At 60.4% G+C, this 16310-nt stretch carries 15 protein-coding genes and 1 pseudogene; 7 read left to right on the plus strand and 9 right to left on the minus strand.

All coding sequences use genetic code 11. From position 1 onward, the window contains the following. Nucleotides 1-727, minus strand: a pseudogene (locus tag ACX80N_RS17025) (YsnF/AvaK domain-containing protein); the annotation flags it as partial. Between the two features lie 259 nt (nucleotides 728-986). Between ACX80N_RS17025 and ACX80N_RS17030 the strand changes: the two are divergent. Then, nucleotides 987-1268 (plus strand): hypothetical protein, encoded by a 282-nt coding sequence (locus ACX80N_RS17030; RefSeq protein ID WP_459340339.1) that lies wholly within the window; start codon nucleotides 987-989, stop codon nucleotides 1266-1268. Further along, a complete protein-coding gene (locus tag ACX80N_RS17035; protein ID WP_459340340.1) occupies nucleotides 1261-2013 on the plus strand; it encodes an ANTAR domain-containing protein in 753 nt (250 codons plus the stop codon). Before ACX80N_RS17030 ends, ACX80N_RS17035 begins: the two co-directional genes overlap by 8 nt. Nucleotides 2014-2097: 84 nt before the next feature. Here the strand turns inward: ACX80N_RS17035 and ACX80N_RS17040 are convergent, their stop codons facing one another. The 5 genes from ACX80N_RS17040 to ACX80N_RS17060 all read right to left on the minus strand — a co-directional run bounded on the left by ACX80N_RS17040 (nucleotide 2098) and on the right by ACX80N_RS17060 (nucleotide 7414). After that, on the minus strand, nucleotides 2098-2874 hold the full coding sequence (locus ACX80N_RS17040; RefSeq protein WP_459340341.1) for a GAF domain-containing protein: 777 nt from the start codon (nucleotides 2872-2874) through the stop codon (nucleotides 2098-2100). A 493-nt stretch (nucleotides 2875-3367) separates the two neighbouring features. Further along, a complete protein-coding gene (locus tag ACX80N_RS17045; protein WP_459340342.1) occupies nucleotides 3368-4009 on the minus strand; it encodes a GNAT family N-acetyltransferase in 642 nt (213 codons plus the stop codon). 134 nt (nucleotides 4010-4143) lie between these two features. Further along, nucleotides 4144-5097, minus strand: coding sequence for a GAF domain-containing protein (locus tag ACX80N_RS17050; RefSeq protein ID WP_459340343.1), 954 nt, complete (start codon nucleotides 5095-5097; stop codon nucleotides 4144-4146). A 483-nt stretch (nucleotides 5098-5580) separates the two neighbouring features. Then, nucleotides 5581-6255 (minus strand): PAS and ANTAR domain-containing protein, encoded by a 675-nt coding sequence (locus ACX80N_RS17055; protein ID WP_459340344.1) that lies wholly within the window; start codon nucleotides 6253-6255, stop codon nucleotides 5581-5583. Nucleotides 6256-6841: 586 nt separating this feature from the next. Further along, a complete protein-coding gene (locus tag ACX80N_RS17060; protein WP_459340345.1) occupies nucleotides 6842-7414 on the minus strand; it encodes a recombinase family protein in 573 nt (190 codons plus the stop codon). Between the two features lie 591 nt (nucleotides 7415-8005). Here ACX80N_RS17060 and ACX80N_RS17065 point away from each other — a divergent pair. The 3 genes from ACX80N_RS17065 (at nucleotide 8006) to ACX80N_RS17075 (ending at nucleotide 11071) form a co-directional block, all read left to right on the plus strand. Further along, nucleotides 8006-8854 carry an SMODS domain-containing nucleotidyltransferase gene (locus ACX80N_RS17065; protein WP_459340346.1) on the plus strand — a complete coding sequence of 283 codons (849 nt, stop codon included), beginning with the start codon at nucleotides 8006-8008 and terminating at the stop codon, nucleotides 8852-8854. A 7-nt stretch (nucleotides 8855-8861) separates the two neighbouring features. After that, nucleotides 8862-9776: an S-4TM family putative pore-forming effector gene (locus ACX80N_RS17070; RefSeq protein ID WP_459340347.1), complete on the plus strand. Its 915-nt coding sequence runs from the start codon at nucleotides 8862-8864 to the stop codon at nucleotides 9774-9776. A 242-nt stretch (nucleotides 9777-10018) separates the two neighbouring features. Further along, nucleotides 10019-11071: a DUF2188 domain-containing protein gene (locus tag ACX80N_RS17075; protein ID WP_459340348.1), complete on the plus strand. Its 1053-nt coding sequence runs from the start codon at nucleotides 10019-10021 to the stop codon at nucleotides 11069-11071. Nucleotides 11072-11578: 507 nt separating this feature from the next. Here ACX80N_RS17075 and ACX80N_RS17080 read toward each other — a convergent pair. The 3 genes from ACX80N_RS17080 to ACX80N_RS17090 form a co-directional block, all read right to left on the minus strand. Then, nucleotides 11579-12061 (minus strand): SOS response-associated peptidase, encoded by a 483-nt coding sequence (locus ACX80N_RS17080; RefSeq protein ID WP_459340349.1) that lies wholly within the window; start codon nucleotides 12059-12061, stop codon nucleotides 11579-11581. A 271-nt stretch (nucleotides 12062-12332) separates the two neighbouring features. Beyond that, complete coding sequence (locus ACX80N_RS17085; RefSeq protein WP_459340350.1) at nucleotides 12333-13259, minus strand: DNA/RNA non-specific endonuclease; 927 nt, start codon at nucleotides 13257-13259, stop codon at nucleotides 12333-12335. A gap of 239 nt (nucleotides 13260-13498) precedes the next feature. After that, the gene (locus ACX80N_RS17090) at nucleotides 13499-14419 is read right to left on the minus strand and encodes a ribokinase (protein ID WP_459340351.1); all 921 of its coding nucleotides are present in this window, start codon (nucleotides 14417-14419) and stop codon (nucleotides 13499-13501) included. 171 nt (nucleotides 14420-14590) lie between these two features. Between ACX80N_RS17090 and ACX80N_RS17095 the strand changes: the two genes are divergently transcribed. Both ACX80N_RS17095 and ACX80N_RS17100 read left to right on the plus strand, forming a co-directional pair. Further along, on the plus strand, nucleotides 14591-15253 hold the full coding sequence (locus ACX80N_RS17095) for a GntR family transcriptional regulator (RefSeq protein WP_459340352.1): 663 nt from the start codon (nucleotides 14591-14593) through the stop codon (nucleotides 15251-15253). A gap of 56 nt (nucleotides 15254-15309) precedes the next feature. Continuing rightward, nucleotides 15310-16296: a tripartite tricarboxylate transporter substrate binding protein gene (locus tag ACX80N_RS17100; protein ID WP_459340353.1), complete on the plus strand. Its 987-nt coding sequence runs from the start codon at nucleotides 15310-15312 to the stop codon at nucleotides 16294-16296. The last annotated feature ends 14 nt before the right edge of the window (nucleotides 16297-16310 follow it).

The following is a 16310-nucleotide window of genomic DNA, read 5'->3' on the forward strand; positions in this document are numbered from 1 at the left end:
TGCCGTCGGTGGTGGTGTCGTCGAGGAGTTCGATCTTTTCCTTGCGCACGTCGCTGGTGACGGTTTCCTGCTCGGTGATGGTTTCCTTGTCGAGACGGACACGCTCGACGGGAACCGCTTCCTTCTCCACGACGGGGCGTTCGGCGTGCAGGATCACTTCGTGTTCCTCTTCGCTGATCGCCGGGCCGTCGAGGGCGTCACCGCGGTTGGCGTTGGTGATGGGCTCACGCTCGATACGGACCTCCTCGTGCATCACGGGGACGGTCTTGGTGACGTTCTCCGTGACGACGTACTTCCGCAGACGGGCCTTGCCGACCTCGCGGCGTTCGGTGCCGACGTGGAGCTGCTCCTCGGAGCGGGTCATCGCGTCATCAGTGGTGGGACCGGAGGTGTCGTGGCCGACCGTTCCGGGCTTGTCCCGGCGATCGATACGCTCGTCGCCGGCCTGGAAGCCAGACTCGTACCCGCTCGTTCCCGCGTTGGTCGTGGTACCGAGGTTACCGGTCGTCCCGGCGTGTCCTGAGAGCCCGTAGTGGCGGTAGAGCCGGTCTTCCTCTTCAGGGCTGAGGTCACCGTCGGATTCGATGCGGGGCGCGTCCTTGACCTGGTCCTTGGTGTAGCCGATGGTCACGTCGTTGCCGTTCACATTCGCTCCCTGCAGGGGTGCGAAGGACTCCGAGGTGCCGAACAGGCCGGTCTTGACGGTGACCCAGCTCGGATCCTGGGTTCGAAGCCTCCCCGGAGACCGAGTTCCGCTTGGCGGAAGTTCTGGAAGAACTCGACCACCGCGACAGTTACGCCCGCACCGGTCACACCCTGGATACCGCCTGTATCCCGGTGAGCCTTCTGGTCTGATGTTCCTCTGCGCCATCCGTGCCGAAACGGCAGGCAGCGCTGAGTAGGATTATTGGTCAGAACCGGGACCGCTTTGCAGTGTGTTGCGCGCAAAGCGGTCCACCCCTTCCAGCGTATGAATCGAGCATCTGATGAGCACCAGGATCACTCCCGACGAGCCTTTTCCGGAGGACGTCGGCGTGTTGGATCAACCAGAGGTTGAGGTGCTCAACAGTAAGCTGCACCGGCAACTCGACCACGAGTACGTGCACGAGGATGGTCCGTCCCCCGAAACCGAGAGCCGGCTCGAAGAGATCACCGAGGAACTCGACTTCCGGGACCTCACCTCGAACGACACTCCTGTTCAGCCAGAGCCCACGGCAGTCACCTCGGTGCAGGGCGTAAGCGGGCAGGATACGCAACCCCATGCCTGATGAGCAGGAGTTAACCCGCGAGGTAGAGCAGGACACCGTGACCGCGATGCTGCAGGACATGGTGATGGAAAGTGACGACGTCCAGGAGTTCCTCACCGGTCTCGTGCAGGTCGCGTCCCAGGCCTTCACCGGTGCCTACGGTGAGGTGTACTGCGGGGTGACGCTGCTGCGGCCGAGGTCGATGGTGACGGTCGCTGCGAGCAGCGCTGAAGCACAGCAGATGGATGAGATCCAGTACGGGTTCGACGACGGGCCGTGCCTGCGCGCGGCACGCGAGGGCGTCACCGTTCACATCCCCGATTTCCTGACAGAGACCCGTTTCCCCGAGTACAGGGAAGCGATCGCATCCCATGGGCTGCGATCCGCCCTGGGCATCCCGATTCGACTCGATGCAGGTGCCAGCGCCGGCCTGGACTTCTACTCCACCGAACCCCATACCTTCGACGACAAGGGCATCGCCGTCGCTGAAGGCTTCGCCCGGGACGCGTCCCGCTCCCTTCGCCTTGCTGTTCGGATAGCCCAGCTCAGCGACGATGCACGGAACCGGCAGACAGCCATGGAATCCCGCACCGCCATCGACATGGCCGTCGGCGCGATCATGGCACAGAACCGGTGCAGCCAGGACGAAGCCATCGCCATCCTGCGGCGGGCATCAAACGGACGGAACATGAAACTCAAAGACCTCGCCGAAGCGATGCTCTCCTCCCTGGGTCACACCGGTCCCGTCCGAACTCACTACACCTGAGCCACCCTCCAGCCATCCGCAGCTCATCGGCGCCCACAATTCCCACCACAGCGCCGACGTAGCGGCACCACCGTGGCCTTGCGGTCAGGTATTGATCTCTTCCTCGACGAGACCGGCAAGATGCCTGAGGAACTGTTCGTCCTGGAGGGAGAAGTCCCGTGGCTTCTGGTCGATGACGCACAAGGTTCCCACGATCCACCCGCCGGGCCCCCGAAGCGGATACCCGGCATAAAAACGGATGAAAGGCTCTCCCAGCACCAGCGGATTGGTGCTGAAACGCTCATCCTCGAGCGCATCCGTAACGATCAGAGGCCCGGCGCTACGGATCGTCGCATGGCAGAACGTGATCTCCCGGGGCAGGTTCTGCTCGATCGGCCCGATAACGGACTTCAGGAACATGCGCCGGTCATCAAGCAGCGCGACGATCGACGAGCTGACACCGAAGTGGTCCCTGGCCTGCTGCGTGTACCGGTCGAATCGCTCCTCAGGTATCGAATCCAATAGATGCGTGCGATCCAGGGCGGCCAACCGTTCCGCCTCCTGCTCGTCCTCCGTGAAGAGGAACGCGCCCATAGCCCCCAGGGCGCGCCGTGAATCCCCCGCCGCCTGATCCGCTTCGTCCTCACCAGTGACCGGTACCCGCACCCGCACCTGCGTTGCCTCGAGCAATTCATTGGTCGCCTGCGCAAGCAGATTCCGCTCACAGGAAGGCAACTCCAGCAAGCCCGACAGGTAGGCCTGAACCTCGAACGCTGAGATGACACCGCCAAGCCCGTAATACCGCACCCACAAATCCTCGATGCTGAGGTGCGCCTCTGCCAGGGCGAGCATCGTCACCTTCACCTGCACCTGCCCGTCCACCCAAGCCTCCACGCCATCACCGACGACCGATCGGGCACCCCGACCACCGCTCCGTCACAGACAATGATCAGCACCCTTATCAATCGAGGCTATCGCGAACCTCGTACCGAACCAACAGAACCGCCGACGGGTTCGAAGTAGACACGAACCTCCGCCCCGTGCACCCGATGAACTTCTTATGCGATGGCTCCTGGATACCTTCGATGAGCAGGCTTGCCGCGGGTGGTACCCGTAGGGCCAAACGTCACCCCAGTGCATAGCTCAACGCACTCAGGGTTGGCATGAGAGCCGAGACTCAAGCGTTGGCATACGCCTGCGCTACTGCGGTCGCTCGAAACCGCCGGCTCTACGGCGTAGATCGGCGGGGTGAACTGGAGGTTCGCGCCGAGGAACACCCGGGCACATGAGCAGTACGGGATAACCGGAGGTTGAGGTGCCTGCCAACTAACTGATGATCAGGTGACAGCAAGCGCAGGTGTGGCTGCTCAGTTTCCTAGTGTCCGGGCTGGGCGGTGAGTGTTTGGTACTGGGGGTTGTCGGCGAGGAACGAGAACGCCATGGGGCACTGCGGGATCAGGCTCAGGCGTCGCTTGTGAGCGTTGAGCACGACGTGGCGCATCAGGGTCGAGTCCAGGCCCTGATCACGGAATGCGGGCTGTTCCACACCGTCGAGGAGGATGACCTGCCCGCCGTTCATCGTGTACTTCACGAACGCAGCGAGGGTGCCATCGACGAACAGCTCGAACCGGCAGTACAGGGGGTTATCGCGGAAGGATTCCTTGACCTGATGACCCGGTTCCACGGAACCGCGTTCCATGGCCTGCCGTGCCCGGCGCTCGAGCTCGTCGACGATCATCTCGTAACGCTCGATCGCGCCGGCCGGGGGGAAGTCGGTGTCCATCACCTTGTAGGCCTGATTCACCATCACGCGCAGCTGCCTGGTCGACAGTTCCGAGAGGCCCTCGAAAGACAGATCGTCATCAAGCAGTGCGCTGTCATGCTCAGGACGAGCGGGGCGCACCTCGGAAGCCTCGCGGCTGAGGGCGAATCCCGTGAGCGGAAGGTCAACGCCTGGCTCAGCGGGAGCAGTCGTGGAAGCGAAGCTGGTCTGGACGGGGTGCAAGAGATCTGTCATAACCGTTCCTGTCGTTTGTCCCAACCATGGCCTTTGGCTAGACCCCGGTGTCCTGATGAGACTATCGGGAAGACACCCGATAACAAACTAAGCCACCTTACAAACCTGCTGGGCGGCCGAGTCGAGGAGCCGGCCTAGACCCATATTTCCCTTTGTACGTGCGCGGCCAGACGTCGCAGGACCTGTGCATCCTCGTCGGTGAACGTCCTCGGACGGTCATCGATCAGGCACAGGGTGCCGATACGCCACCCGTCGGCCGTGCAAATGGGGTGACCGGCGTAGAAGCGCACTCGTGGACCATCGGCGACAAGGGGGTGGTCCCGCCACTGGGGATCGATGCTCGCATCAGGGATCACCAGGGTGCGGTCGCGTTCGATGGTCTTCGCGCACAACGCCACACCCCGTGGGAGGTCCTGCCCAATGGGTCCAACCACGGACTTGATGACCTGAGCATCCTCGGTAATCAGGGCAATGGAAGCCGAGCTCACACCGAAGTGGTCCCGGGCCTGCCGGGTGATCCTGTCAAAGCGTTCCTCCGCGCCGGTCTCGAGCAACCCCGACTCATACAAAGCATGGAGGCGCCGGAACTCAGTTTCATCCCACCCTGCATCGTCCAACCCGGAATCGTCCATGGAATCAATTGCGGTATCAGGTTCGTCAGTGAACCCAGCGGGATTTTCAGCGCGGCTCGCTGCTGAATCGTTCGTACTGGTAGTGGCGCTGGCGCTGTGGTCCCCGACGGGTGGGGCGGTGAAATCATAACCATCAGGAGAAAGGCTCAGTCGGCGCAGGTAGTCGCCGTAGCCGGAAAAGGAGGCCGTGTCCTCAGTGCTGTAGTGCGCACCATCGACCATCGAGCCGATGCTGTCGAGTAGTTCGTTGATGGCCTGGGCAATGAGGTTTCGCTCAAGTACTGGAAGCATCACCAGTCCGGTCAGGTAGGCGCGAACATCGAGCTCCTCGGCTTCCCCGGCGAGACCGACGTAGGCCGTGACGACGTCCTCGAGATCCAGACCGGCTGCCCGGACGGTCTGGATCGCGGTCCACTGCTGCACATACTCATCCAGCACGTTAAATCCTTCACCCATGTATCCGTGTATCCCTCGCAGACAATCCGATCGAACTCCGCACCACCAACCAAGCCTAGGCTCACCGCACTTCCCGCAGCGATGGCCTCACCGTGCCAGTGTCCCACTCGACACCAGCCCTTGAACCTGCCGCCGGTGCCTACCAACCAGCTGAGGCAAAGACGAGGCGGGGCACAGCGAGTGCAACACCCCGCCCCATCAGGAGGGGCCTGACCCCCGTCGGCCAACCAGACTGCCAGCACACCAAAGACCCTCCCTGATCGGTGTTGCTCCAACCGACACAATGAGAAGTCTCTTGTACAAGACGCAGGAACGGACGAAAGACTCCGCTCTGCCGCGTCTCGAAAACCTAGACGTTTTCGAGGTACTGGAACGCCTCGGAGGTCATACCGATACCCGGCATGACAGGGCAGGGCACTGCCCCGCCATAGCTGCCCTTTCCTTACTGCTCACCGGTACTCAAGGTCCCGGTATCACGACGAGTCAGAGACCCCGGAAGAGGTCCGACAGGGCCGTGTCGCTGCTCTGGTGCTGGTGGTGGGAGGTGAGCTTCAGGGCCCGGTCGATGATTTCCTGCGCGATGATCACGACCTTGCGGTTGTTCCGCTGACTGTAGGAACTGATGCGTTCGAACGCTTCGGCAGCGTTGAGACCGGCGCGTCCCATGAGGATGCCCTTGGCCTGCTCGATCACGGCACGACTCACCGCGGACGCGGCCACGGCCTCATTGGCGATCCTGTGCGTATCGGCGTGGATCGACCGCGTGAGGTCCACCACCAGACCCCACACCCCGACCGGCTCCTGTTCGTCATCGAGAATCAAATCCGCGGAGATGAGGAGCTTGCGGGTGCGCCCATGAAGGTCACGCAAGGAGGCGTACACCGAGGACGGCCCGCCCACCGTGGTGACCTGATTCCAGAACGCCCGGACAGCATCCCGGTCCGCGGGGACAATGTGAGACATCCCGAGCTCCACGGTAGGGACGACCTCACCGCGTTCGTAGCCATGAATCCGATACAACTCATCCGACCAGTTGTAGGAGTCGTCGGCGAAGTAGTGCTCCACAGTGCCGGTCGGACAATCGATGAAATACTCGACACTGGACACGGCTCCGGACAGGGGCACCAAGGATTCAGTGGGTTCAACGGTGGAGGACATGACAAAACCATTCGACGAACTCTGATCCGGGCTAGCTTCTTAACCCGAACCTCGAACTGCAGCCTAACAACATCCACTAAACCGTAAGTTGCTCCAACAATCCTCCGCAGTCGAAGGTGCCCGTGGGCATGAGGCAGGTCGGTGAGCATTAGCCAGGACCTTGCCGGTTTCCCTCCGGGAGCCGGCTGCTTGACGACCGGAGGGACTCCCACGTTCGTGCACGAGGCTCGTCGGTGTATTCCGGCTGAGTCCCGCGAACGAATCCGCTGGGACATCTTTAGGGGTGGACCCAGTATGTGCCGCCCGTGCGTGGCACCGCCCTGTGCTTCCCATCAAGATCAGATGTGCTTATGCCGCAGGAACCGGTAGGAAGCAGCCCACGAAATACCGGGCAACACCTACCCTGGCGTTGACGGCGCCCGTGCGCCCACAGTCTGAACCCATCCGAGCACATCCACACACCACAGCAATCTAGAACCCGGGACAACGCGACCTACCACCGCCACCGGGTGCAGCGACAAGTGGAGATGCTCACAACGTGACGTACCAGGCCCGATAACACACTCCCTAGCCGATTCCACTTCGATCAGCTCGACTCGTTTGCTCCGATACTGAGATAGCGGTACACCGTCGCCCGGCTGGCCCCGATGATCTTCCCGATGTCGGCTGGGGCAAGACCTTGAGCTTTGAGGTCCCTGACTCGCCTGACCTTCGCATGGTCGGTAGTCACTTCCCGCCGGCCGGCTTTGCGTCCGTGTTCGGCGGCCGCGGCCATGCCTGCCCTGGTCCGTTCGGCGAGCTGGTCACGTTCAAGCTGAGCGAACGCGGACATGACTGTCAGCATGGCCCGACCCATCGGCCCGGTCGTACTGATCCCCTCAGTAACGCTGCGGAAGTGCACGCCCCTGCGTTCCAGGTCATCAATCAAGGCGAGTAGATTGCGGGTGTTGCGCCCGAGTCGATCCAGCTTCCACACCACCACCTCGTCCCCCTTCCGGAGGTGATCGAGGAGCTTATCGAGCTCAGGCCGGCTAGCCATCGTCCCGCTCACCCCATGATCAGTGAAAATCCGATCACAGCCAGCTGCCGTCAGCGCCGCATGCTGCAGATCTGCGTTCTGCTCCAAAGTGCTGACCCGGGCATACCCGATACTTCCCATACCCGCGCTCCTTGCGCTCATCAAAGGCATATATCCGCTTTGATGAGAATACCTGATGTGAGACACATTGTTGAGACAAAGCGGCAGCTCAAGATCTCGCGCCGATGCTGAGAACGACCGGACCGGTCGAAACCTCATCGATCCGTCCGGTCAAAGGATCCTTTGGTGCGACAGCGCGCAGGAGCTCGGGGTCTCAAGGTCAGGCTTCTAGGTCGAAGTTCAGGTCAAGGTACTCGGGGCTGGAGAGCTCACGCCATGTGGAAGTGAGGCGTGCACTGGATAGGGCTGCAGCGATTGGCATCCGATCAACGGCTACCAATCTCTCGAGGTTCAGTCCGGTCAGCGCAGCGATGTCGCGGATCGGCGCCGGTCGGATGCGAAGCACTGAACTGGAGCGGCCCCTGGATGCCTGAAAGCACTGCTCGATCAAGCGCGGGCCTCAATAAACGTCTCTTCAGTTAAGACCTCGGGGCATCGCTTCCCAAGCCGCTATTCAGGCTCTGGTCTTGTTCTCACAAACTACCGCGCCGATAGTGTCGGTCATTACACATAGGATTTCTGCTAAGCGAGCATCCAGCATTGCGTACTACTTTGAACAAAGAGAAGGGCTTCTTCATGACTCAAACCGCCACTGCCTGGCTGAACACGACGACCGCCTCCTGGGCACCGTCCGCGACGCAGTTCTCCGGAGCTCGCAGCCACCGGACGGCAATCGAAGCCAAATTGGACGCTTCCCTTGGTATCTTCGGCATGTTCGAAATCGGGTCTCTCCGCCACGGAACAGGTATCTGGACCCATAGCGACGCCGACTACCTAGTGTCTCTCAAAGGCAGCCGCCCTGAGTCGCAATGGACCACACTCAACAAGGTGAAGGCTGCACTGCAGGTCCGGTACCCCACCACAACAATCGTTGTTCGTCAGCCTGCCGTTGTTTGCCGCTTCACCAACGGTGATGTCGAGGTTGTACCGGGGTTTTACTCAGATAACGGCTACTGGATCCCCGATCCGACAGGCGGATGGATGAAGACCTTCCCCGAGAATCACAATAAGTACGTCAACGACGTCAACAAGAAGCACGACGGGGCCGCGAAGAAACTTGCTCGACAGATGAAGATTTGGAAGTACCGACGCAGCGTACCTGTATCCTCCTGCTACCTCGAGATGCGCGCCGCGAAGCACCTCGACGGTGAGGGTGCCTACCTTCCCGTCATGGACCTGCATCTTGCGTTGAAGAAAATTCTTGATGCGAATCTCGCAGCCATGAATGATCCCACGGGCCTGGGTTCCCGCTTCACTGCCACGTCTTCAGCGACGAGTAAGGCGGATGCTCTGTCAAAGCTCGATACCGCGGTGTCCCGGGCTGGTAAAGCCCGAGACTACGAAAGAGACGGCAACCACGAAAAAGCTATCGAGCAACTGAAACTGCTGTTCAAACTCTGACCACCCCATGACAAGCCACGACTACCATCCGCCAAGTAGCGAAACGATAAGTCAACGACAGAATGATGACCGATCCCTTCGACTGCTCATCGCCCAGCGCCGTCTCTACAACCACGCCAAACGCTGGCAAGGCTTGCGGTGGATCGGCGTTCTCATCATTGGGGTGGGAGGACCTTTCATCTCTTTGCTCGCTCCGACGGCAGCTGTCACAATCGCTGCGATCACCGGAGTCTGGTTGTTCGCCGGCCGAACCCTTCTCTCCTGGCTCGAGGCCCGCACCATGGTCAAAGCGGCCTGCGTTCAAGAAGAGCTTGATCAATACCTCTTCGACATGCCCGAAACCATCGACCGCGCAGAACGACCCTCACCCGAAGACATCGCTCTCATAGCCGACGACAACAAGTCGTTGTGGAACATTGCGAAGGCCGAAAAGCTGCTCGACTGGTACACCGTTGATGCGTCCAGCACGGGAGTCACGACCATAGCTATTGCGCAACGGAGTAACGCCGCATACACCGATCGACTCATTCGCACCACGGTCACGGTCTGGGCGGTGACCGCAGTCCTATGGCTCATCGCCCTCATCACCTGGGCGAGCTTCAGCGGCATCACCCTAGCCAGCTTCTTATTGGGTGCACTCTTCCCCGTGCTTCCAGCATTCCTCGACGTCACCGAATATGTCATGAACACTTGGAAAGCAGCACGCGACAGAGCAGATCTAGCAACAACCATCACCAAACGGTTCACACGCGACGATCAATCCATAGAGCCACAAGACCTCCTCGTCTGGCAGGAACGCCTATTCGACCTACGGCGCACCACCCCTCAGGTCCCAAACTGGCTATACAAACTGACCCGCCGCAGAAACGAACGCGCGATGAAACGAGCCGCCGCGCAACTCAGGCATAAGGCAAGAACCTAACCCCATCCGCCCCCTAAACAGCCTCGCAGCAACTTCTACCTGGTGACCTCAAGGGACGATCCCCTACTGACGCTCCTTGATGTACCGTGTGTACCTCATCGCAACGTTGCTACGAACCCGATGCTGCACCGGCTCGCAACACATGCAGCTCAACTCCACTTAGGTAGACGAATGCCATAAGTGGGTACGCTTTGAGGACAACGCGCTCGAAACGAACACCGAGCCACTACACCGGAGACGTCGTGTCAGAGGAAGAAGAAGACGAATTTTCAGAAGGTGCTCCTTCTCTCAGTAACGGTATGCCAACTCCTCCGCTAGTTGAGGACGTTCTCTCCGGTCGTCCACGCCCTGAGCTTCCTAAAACTGCTGGTGCAACCACTAACAAGATCAGCGACACGCGAGGCGGTAGTAGTCGCCATATCGTTCCCTCGGACAAGGGTGGCTGGGACGTCAAGAAGCCCAACGCAAGCCGAGCTTCATCCCACCATGAAACCCAAGCCGACGCCGTCGCCAGCGCTAAGGAAGTCGTGAGCAACTCAGGCGGCGGCGAAATCATCATTCAGAGCCGAGACGACGCAACCCGCTCTAAAGACATCGTCCGCCGCACGAAATCAGGTTCAACTCGGTACTATGTGCGAGCGAAATCCGGGGGCACGAAAGAAAAATCTCTCCGCTTGAGCAAGGCAAGTGAGTCAAAGCCAGAAGTAGCTGACCAAGCAAGGAAGTCCACTTCGACTAGGGCTGAAACTGAGACAACGACACACATTCGAAGCCGTCTCGAAGAGGATTCTGCAGCGAAAGAGAGGGCGAACAGCTTAAGACTGAACGAACTGGAACAGATGCATGATGACGCTCTGAAAAACCTCGAAACGATACAGCTTTCAAACGCAATTCTAGATGAGACTCTTCGCGATCCAATCTCTGCATACTTTCGCAAGCAAGAAATAGAAAGACAGCGCTTGGCTGTCCGACGACGGCGAATCATGTCTTCTACGATTGCACTATTTCTACTAGTGCAAACTGTTTTGTTCGCGACTTTCCTCGTTATAGGAGAAGACTCCTCATCCCCTTGGCTCTTTCTAGCTGTTGGGGTCCCGACCGCACTTGTCATTGTCGACTTCTTTCGAACGTACAGGCGCTCAAAATTGGAAGCTGAGAAGCAAAATCGTGCTGTTGTTACCGACGCAGCTGTTCTGGCCGCAGCAGAAGAATCAAGAAGATCAGCGGTGGGCATCTTCAGGCCAACTGCAGGAGCTGCCGTTGGGGATGAAGTAGAGGGATCGAAACTTGACTGAGCAACCTGGCAACACAGGACTAGTAACTCCACAATCCTTCGTAGCAGCACCACTGCCCGCTCCCGAAGCAACACCTCCCGAGACCATTGAATTTGTGGCTCAAGGACTTGCTGCTGCTCCCCCTCCCCCAACTTGGCACTCTGACGCGGTCACTGCATATACCCAAGAACACGCAGCCTACGTCTCGTTGATTATCACGGGAGCCCAAGTGGAAGCTGGGCGCACGCGATCCCCGGTCGTCACTGCTGACCACGTAAAAGAGGCAAGTCGGAGACTTCGCATCCAGGAGAAACCAGACCCTCGTCCCGACCTATATCTAGCCGTGGGGGGTACAGTGTGGGGCGCCTCTGTTAGCACATGCATAGCTATTGCTATGGCCCCTGGAGAGATTCCCATCGATTTTTTTTCCGTAATCTCCGCCTTGAGCGCTGTCGTTTCTAGTGTGGTTCTTGGGATGGGTATAAATGGAAAGTACGGCAAAAAGGATGTTCGATAAGCCTCAAAACACTAGGATGCTACCGGACTAACTAATTGTGGTCCGTTGTTGCGGACAGATCCGATGTCCTTGCCGACGACCCGCGGAACGAGGGTGGGTTCGGGGATGGTGTCGATGAAGTGCTGCACCTGGTCCCGCTCCGTCATGGTCGTGTCCAGCCACTGATCCTGCAGGTCCTTCGGCACGATCACCGGCGTCCGATCATGGATGTGCCCGAGCGCATCATGCGCGGCCCGGGTGAGGATCGTCGCGGTCACCAGCCACTTGTCCTCGGCGTTCTCAGCCTTCGTCGGGTCGGGCCAGAACTCGTACAGGCCCGCGAAGCCCAGCAGCTGGTCCTCGTCCTCCCCGTGGAGGTAGTACGGGGCCTTGGTGCCGTCCGCGTTCTTCTGCCACTCGTAGTACCCGTTTCCGGGAATCAGGGCACGCCGCTTGGCGGCCGCCGAGCGAAACGACGGCTTCTCCGTGACTGTCTCGCTGCGGGCGTTGATCATCCTCGTTAACTGCACCCTCCACCCCTGCTATCCGCGATAGACAGGGCGCTGACACACCCTCTCACTGAAGAGTTTGCTGTACCGCCAAGAAGTGTCATATGCGCGGTTATCGGTTCGCTGGCGCGACACCCTGTTAGCAGCAGCGGCAGCTTTGGTGAGTGGCCATCGACGCTATTCCGTCTCGAGCGGGCCGAACCCGCAACGACCACCTCCCCTGCGTTACCGGAACCGGATTCATGAGCAGAACACGGACGGCAGCCGCAGATCGGAGTCAGTCCTTCGAATCGAAGTCAAGATCCAGGCACTCCGGGCTGGAAAGCTCCCGCCAGGCGGAGGTCACGCGCGCGCTGGGTAGGGCCGCGGCGATCGGCATTCGATCTACCCCGACCAGCTGTTCGAGGTCGAGCCCGGTGAGCACGGCGATGTCGCGGATCGGCACCTGAAAGGTCCGGAACGGCCCCAACGGTGGTGCATCATCCCCGACAGCACCGGGCTTCGGTACGTCGTCGAGGTCAGCCACCTGCGGAGTTTGGTCAACGACGTACCCCGTTGCCGCCAACGCGCCGTCGTGCAGGAAGACGGCGACCTTGAAGTACCGCAGCGGGATCTCCACGCCCCGGTACACGGGGTCTGCGTCGCTGAACATCGGGCCCGTGAACACGATCATGCGCCGACCGTTGTCGGCGGCGTTTTCGAGGAGGTACGACTCCAGGCCCAGCCAGAGCTCGAGGCCTTGGTTGAACTTCGCTGCCTGCGGGGCAGCGTTCGTGTAGTGGAAGGTGTCCTCATTGGCTTGCTGTGCCTCGGCCCGGGTGTCGCCCCACACCGCGGATGCACGGCGGACGAGGTGTCCGCGGTCGATGTCGTTGCGCGCGTAGACTCGCTCCCCCGTCTGCTGATCCTCCGGCAGCCGTGGATCCAACCGCCACTGAATCTCCGACCGATCCAGGTTCATGAGCTTCGCCCCGTCGATCCCCAGGGCCGTGACCGCGGCCAGGCGCTTGTCGGGGCGCATCAGCACGGAGAAGTGCGTGTACGGGAGCAGGACCGTCTCAACCCCGGCCAGCGCGAGTACAGGCACGGGAACCGGGACGCCGATGAACCGCTCGTCGAAGCCCTCACGGCCGGCGAGACTGGCGGCCGTTACGGTGTGCGCAGACTGAGGCGCGGACTGAGGCGTGGGCAGGGTGGCGTCCATCCGGTGAAGCTATCAGCGACAGGTGACAGCACGATGAACGGTTCAAGCAGAAGTGAGACGGTCGGCCTATCGAATCACTAGGCAGCTTGCGAACGTTGCACGAGGCCTAGACCCTCGCTCGCTTCTGTTGCAAAACCTTTCCGGGGCCCTAGAGCAACAGGACTTGAGACAACCTGCGCTGTTGCGTTGGGGTGTACCCAGGCGCAACAGCACGCCCACATCTGTTCAAGCACACTGACTCACAGCAACGCGGGAAGGGTGTCTGCAGTGGTGGGATAGGAGGGCTGGGCACCTTGTCGCTGCACGGCAAAGGAACCGACCCGTACCGCGAACTCCGCTGCAGACACGAGATTGTCGTCGATCAGCAGTTGCGCGGCGAGTGCTCCGACGAAGGCGTCGCCCGCTCCCGTGGTGTCGAGTGCAGATACTCGGGGGGCCGGTATGCGGACTACGCTCCCGTTTTCAGACAGGAGCGCTCCTGCCGCTCCAAGAGTGAGGACGACGCTCAAAAATCCGCAGTGTAGTAACTCCTCGAGGACTGCCTCGTGATTCTGCGTGTCCATCGGGATGGTCGCTTCTGCAAATTGTTGAAGGACCAAAAGAGCCTCGTGCTCATTGACGACGAGGGGATTTGCTTTGAGGAGCGCGCTGCGATCGATCGTGATCACTGGAGCGAGGTTCACGATCACTCGCCCTCGCGCCGCTAGGATCGCTGCGGCGACCGAAGCTTCGGGAATCTCGCCCTGCACAATGACGATACTGGCCGCATCGAGGACATCCTCGGCAGCTGTGACGGTGTCAACGGTGATGTCGGCATTTACTCCTGCCAGGACAACAATCGAATTTTCCCCACTGGTGGCGACCTGCACGATGGCAACTCCGGTACTGCCGCTGACTTGCTGCACTGCGCTGAGATTTACGCCAGCTGCCCGAAGACCAGCCAGCGCTACTTCGGCGTGATGGTCAGCGCCGACCGCACCAATCATGCTCACAGGGGCTCCCAACTTGGCCGCCGCTACTGCCTGATTGGCCCCCTTGCCTCCCGGCAGGATCTTCAGAGATCGCCCCAGGACTGTCTCGCCTGGCTGTGGGTGACGGTCAAGGTCGACGACGATGTCAGCGTTGATGGATCCGACAACGACGATCGAGGAGGAGTTCATGTGCCGAGTGTTCATGGGCTCGTTGCCTCCGCGCAAGTAGCGAGAACCTGCGCCATGCCAAAAGCCCTGAAGGGTTGAGCAAAAATCTTCCGTCAAGGGGTTGCACTTCGCTACTTTCGCGATATCTTTGGTTAACCGTTTACCGTAAACGGATTACAGAGATGGACTTCAATGACGCACCCTCTCCTTCTGCAGCGAGCGAGCTTCCTGGGCGACCAGGTAGTTGACGTCCTACGGCGGCAGATCATCACGCAGGACCTGCCTGCCGGTTCCCTGCTGGTGGAGTCGAAGCTGGCCGATGCGTTTCAGGTCAGCCGCGGTCCAATCCGAGATGCGATACGGATTTTGTTGAACGAGGGCTTGGTGGAGTCTCGTGGCCGGTCCGTAGCAGTGGTCGAACTGACAGCGGTCGATATTGACGAGCTCTTCAGCCTTCGCGCATCGCTGGAGCGTCTCGGACTTCAGACGGCACTGGTGGCTCACCGTGATGATTTGGATGCCCTCCTCCGGGCGGCGATCGAGCGCATGAAGCTGGCGGTCGACGCGAAGGACCCGGCGGAGTTCACGCTGGCCGACATGCAGTTCCATAGCTCATTCGGTATCGCGTCCCAGCACCGCCGTCTCGCAGATGTCTGGTCGCAATATCAGCCCACCATCGAGAACCTGCTCCTCCTGGTGAATCTCGATCACGACCGGCTCGCCTTCTCCCTCGAGGCTCATGAGGACCTCGCGGATCTCGTCCGTGCCGGGAAAGACGACGAAGCGCTGGACGAACTCGCCACTCATCTCGACAACTCCCGGATCAGGCTTCGACAGGGCTACTCCGGAAGCTAACCCCTACAGCTAGTTCATGCTGCTTTACCCATTCACAAGGAAGTGAGCTCTGTATCATGCGTAAAATCTCCAGCCGCCACCACAATCGCGTGCTCTCCGTCGTTTCAGTTACCGCCGTTGCCGCGCTTGCCATGACAGGTTGCGCCAACCGGGACGGCGCGGCCGCCGAGAGTGGGGAGTTCCCGTCGAAATCAATCACGATGATCGTCCCCTATGCCGCCGGTGGAGCATCTGATTTGTCCGCTCGGACGCTTGCCGCCGAAATGGAAGGCGAGCTCGGCCAGCCGATCGTCGTCGAGAACCGTGTTGGCGGTGCCGGATCGGTCGGTCTGACCTACCTTTCAGCACGTCCGGCCGACGGATACACGATCGGTTACCTGCCCGTCGAGACGGTCATGCTCGAACATCAGGGCTACGACTTGGACCCGGCAGCATTCGATCTGCTCGGTCAGATTGTCTCTGTCCCCGCAACGATCGCCGTCGCGGCGAACAGCCCTTACCAGACGTTCCAAGATCTCCTTGATGCAGCCAAGGCCAGCCCGGGAACGATCACTGTCGCCAACTCGGGAGCCGGTTCGATCTGGCAGGCAGCGACTACCGCACTGAATGACACAGCCGGTGTTGAGTTGAAGCCGGTTCCCTTCGATGGAGGGGCCCCGGCTGTCACAGCCGCGATAGCGGGCCAAGTCGACGCGGTAGCGGCCGGCATCTCAGAGACCTCCGTTGCCGCCGCAGACGGCAGGCTGCGGGTCCTTGCTGTCTTCGACGAGGAGACATCGGAGGCGCTACCGGGAGTTCCGACGGCCACAGAAGCCGGCGCTGATGTGACGATCGGAGGTTGGGGTGCCGTTGGTGCACCCGCCGGGCTGCCTGATGATGTGCGCACCTCTCTCGCAGATGCAGTGAAAACTGCAGCCGAGTCGGAAGAATTCAAGGCCGTCATTAACAAGTCCGGCAACATCCCGGTTTATGAGGCCCCGGAGGACTTCAAGACCTTCTACGACGCCGAGTCCGAGCGCTTTGCAACTCTCTTCGCCAAATAGGTAGGACAACTAGA

The sequence above is a fragment of the Arthrobacter sp. MDT2-16 genome (genome assembly GCF_054510925.1).

Excerpts from the sequence above, each read along its gene's own strand:
- ACX80N_RS17030 (WP_459340339.1), top strand. The coding sequence starts at position 987 with ATGAGCACCAGGATCACTCCCGACGAGCCTTTTCCGGAGGACGTCGGC.
- ACX80N_RS17035 (WP_459340340.1), top strand. The coding sequence starts at position 1,261 with ATGCCTGATGAGCAGGAGTTAACCCGCGAGGTAGAGCAGGACACCGTG.
- ACX80N_RS17045 (WP_459340342.1), bottom strand. The coding sequence starts at position 4,009 with ATGACAGATCTCTTGCACCCCGTCCAGACCAGCTTCGCTTCCACGACT.
- ACX80N_RS17050 (WP_459340343.1), bottom strand. The coding sequence starts at position 5,097 with ATGGGTGAAGGATTTAACGTGCTGGATGAGTATGTGCAGCAGTGGACC.
- ACX80N_RS17055 (WP_459340344.1), bottom strand. The coding sequence starts at position 6,255 with ATGTCCTCCACCGTTGAACCCACTGAATCCTTGGTGCCCCTGTCCGGA.
- ACX80N_RS17060 (WP_459340345.1), bottom strand. The coding sequence starts at position 7,414 with ATGGGAAGTATCGGGTATGCCCGGGTCAGCACTTTGGAGCAGAACGCA.
- ACX80N_RS17070 (WP_459340347.1), top strand. The coding sequence starts at position 8,862 with ATGACAAGCCACGACTACCATCCGCCAAGTAGCGAAACGATAAGTCAA.
- ACX80N_RS17080 (WP_459340349.1), bottom strand. The coding sequence starts at position 12,061 with ATGATCAACGCCCGCAGCGAGACAGTCACGGAGAAGCCGTCGTTTCGC.
- ACX80N_RS17085 (WP_459340350.1), bottom strand. The coding sequence starts at position 13,259 with ATGGACGCCACCCTGCCCACGCCTCAGTCCGCGCCTCAGTCTGCGCAC.
- ACX80N_RS17090 (WP_459340351.1), bottom strand. The coding sequence starts at position 14,419 with ATGAACTCCTCCTCGATCGTCGTTGTCGGATCCATCAACGCTGACATC.
- ACX80N_RS17095 (WP_459340352.1), top strand. The coding sequence starts at position 14,591 with ATGACGCACCCTCTCCTTCTGCAGCGAGCGAGCTTCCTGGGCGACCAG.
- ACX80N_RS17100 (WP_459340353.1), top strand. The coding sequence starts at position 15,310 with ATGCGTAAAATCTCCAGCCGCCACCACAATCGCGTGCTCTCCGTCGTT.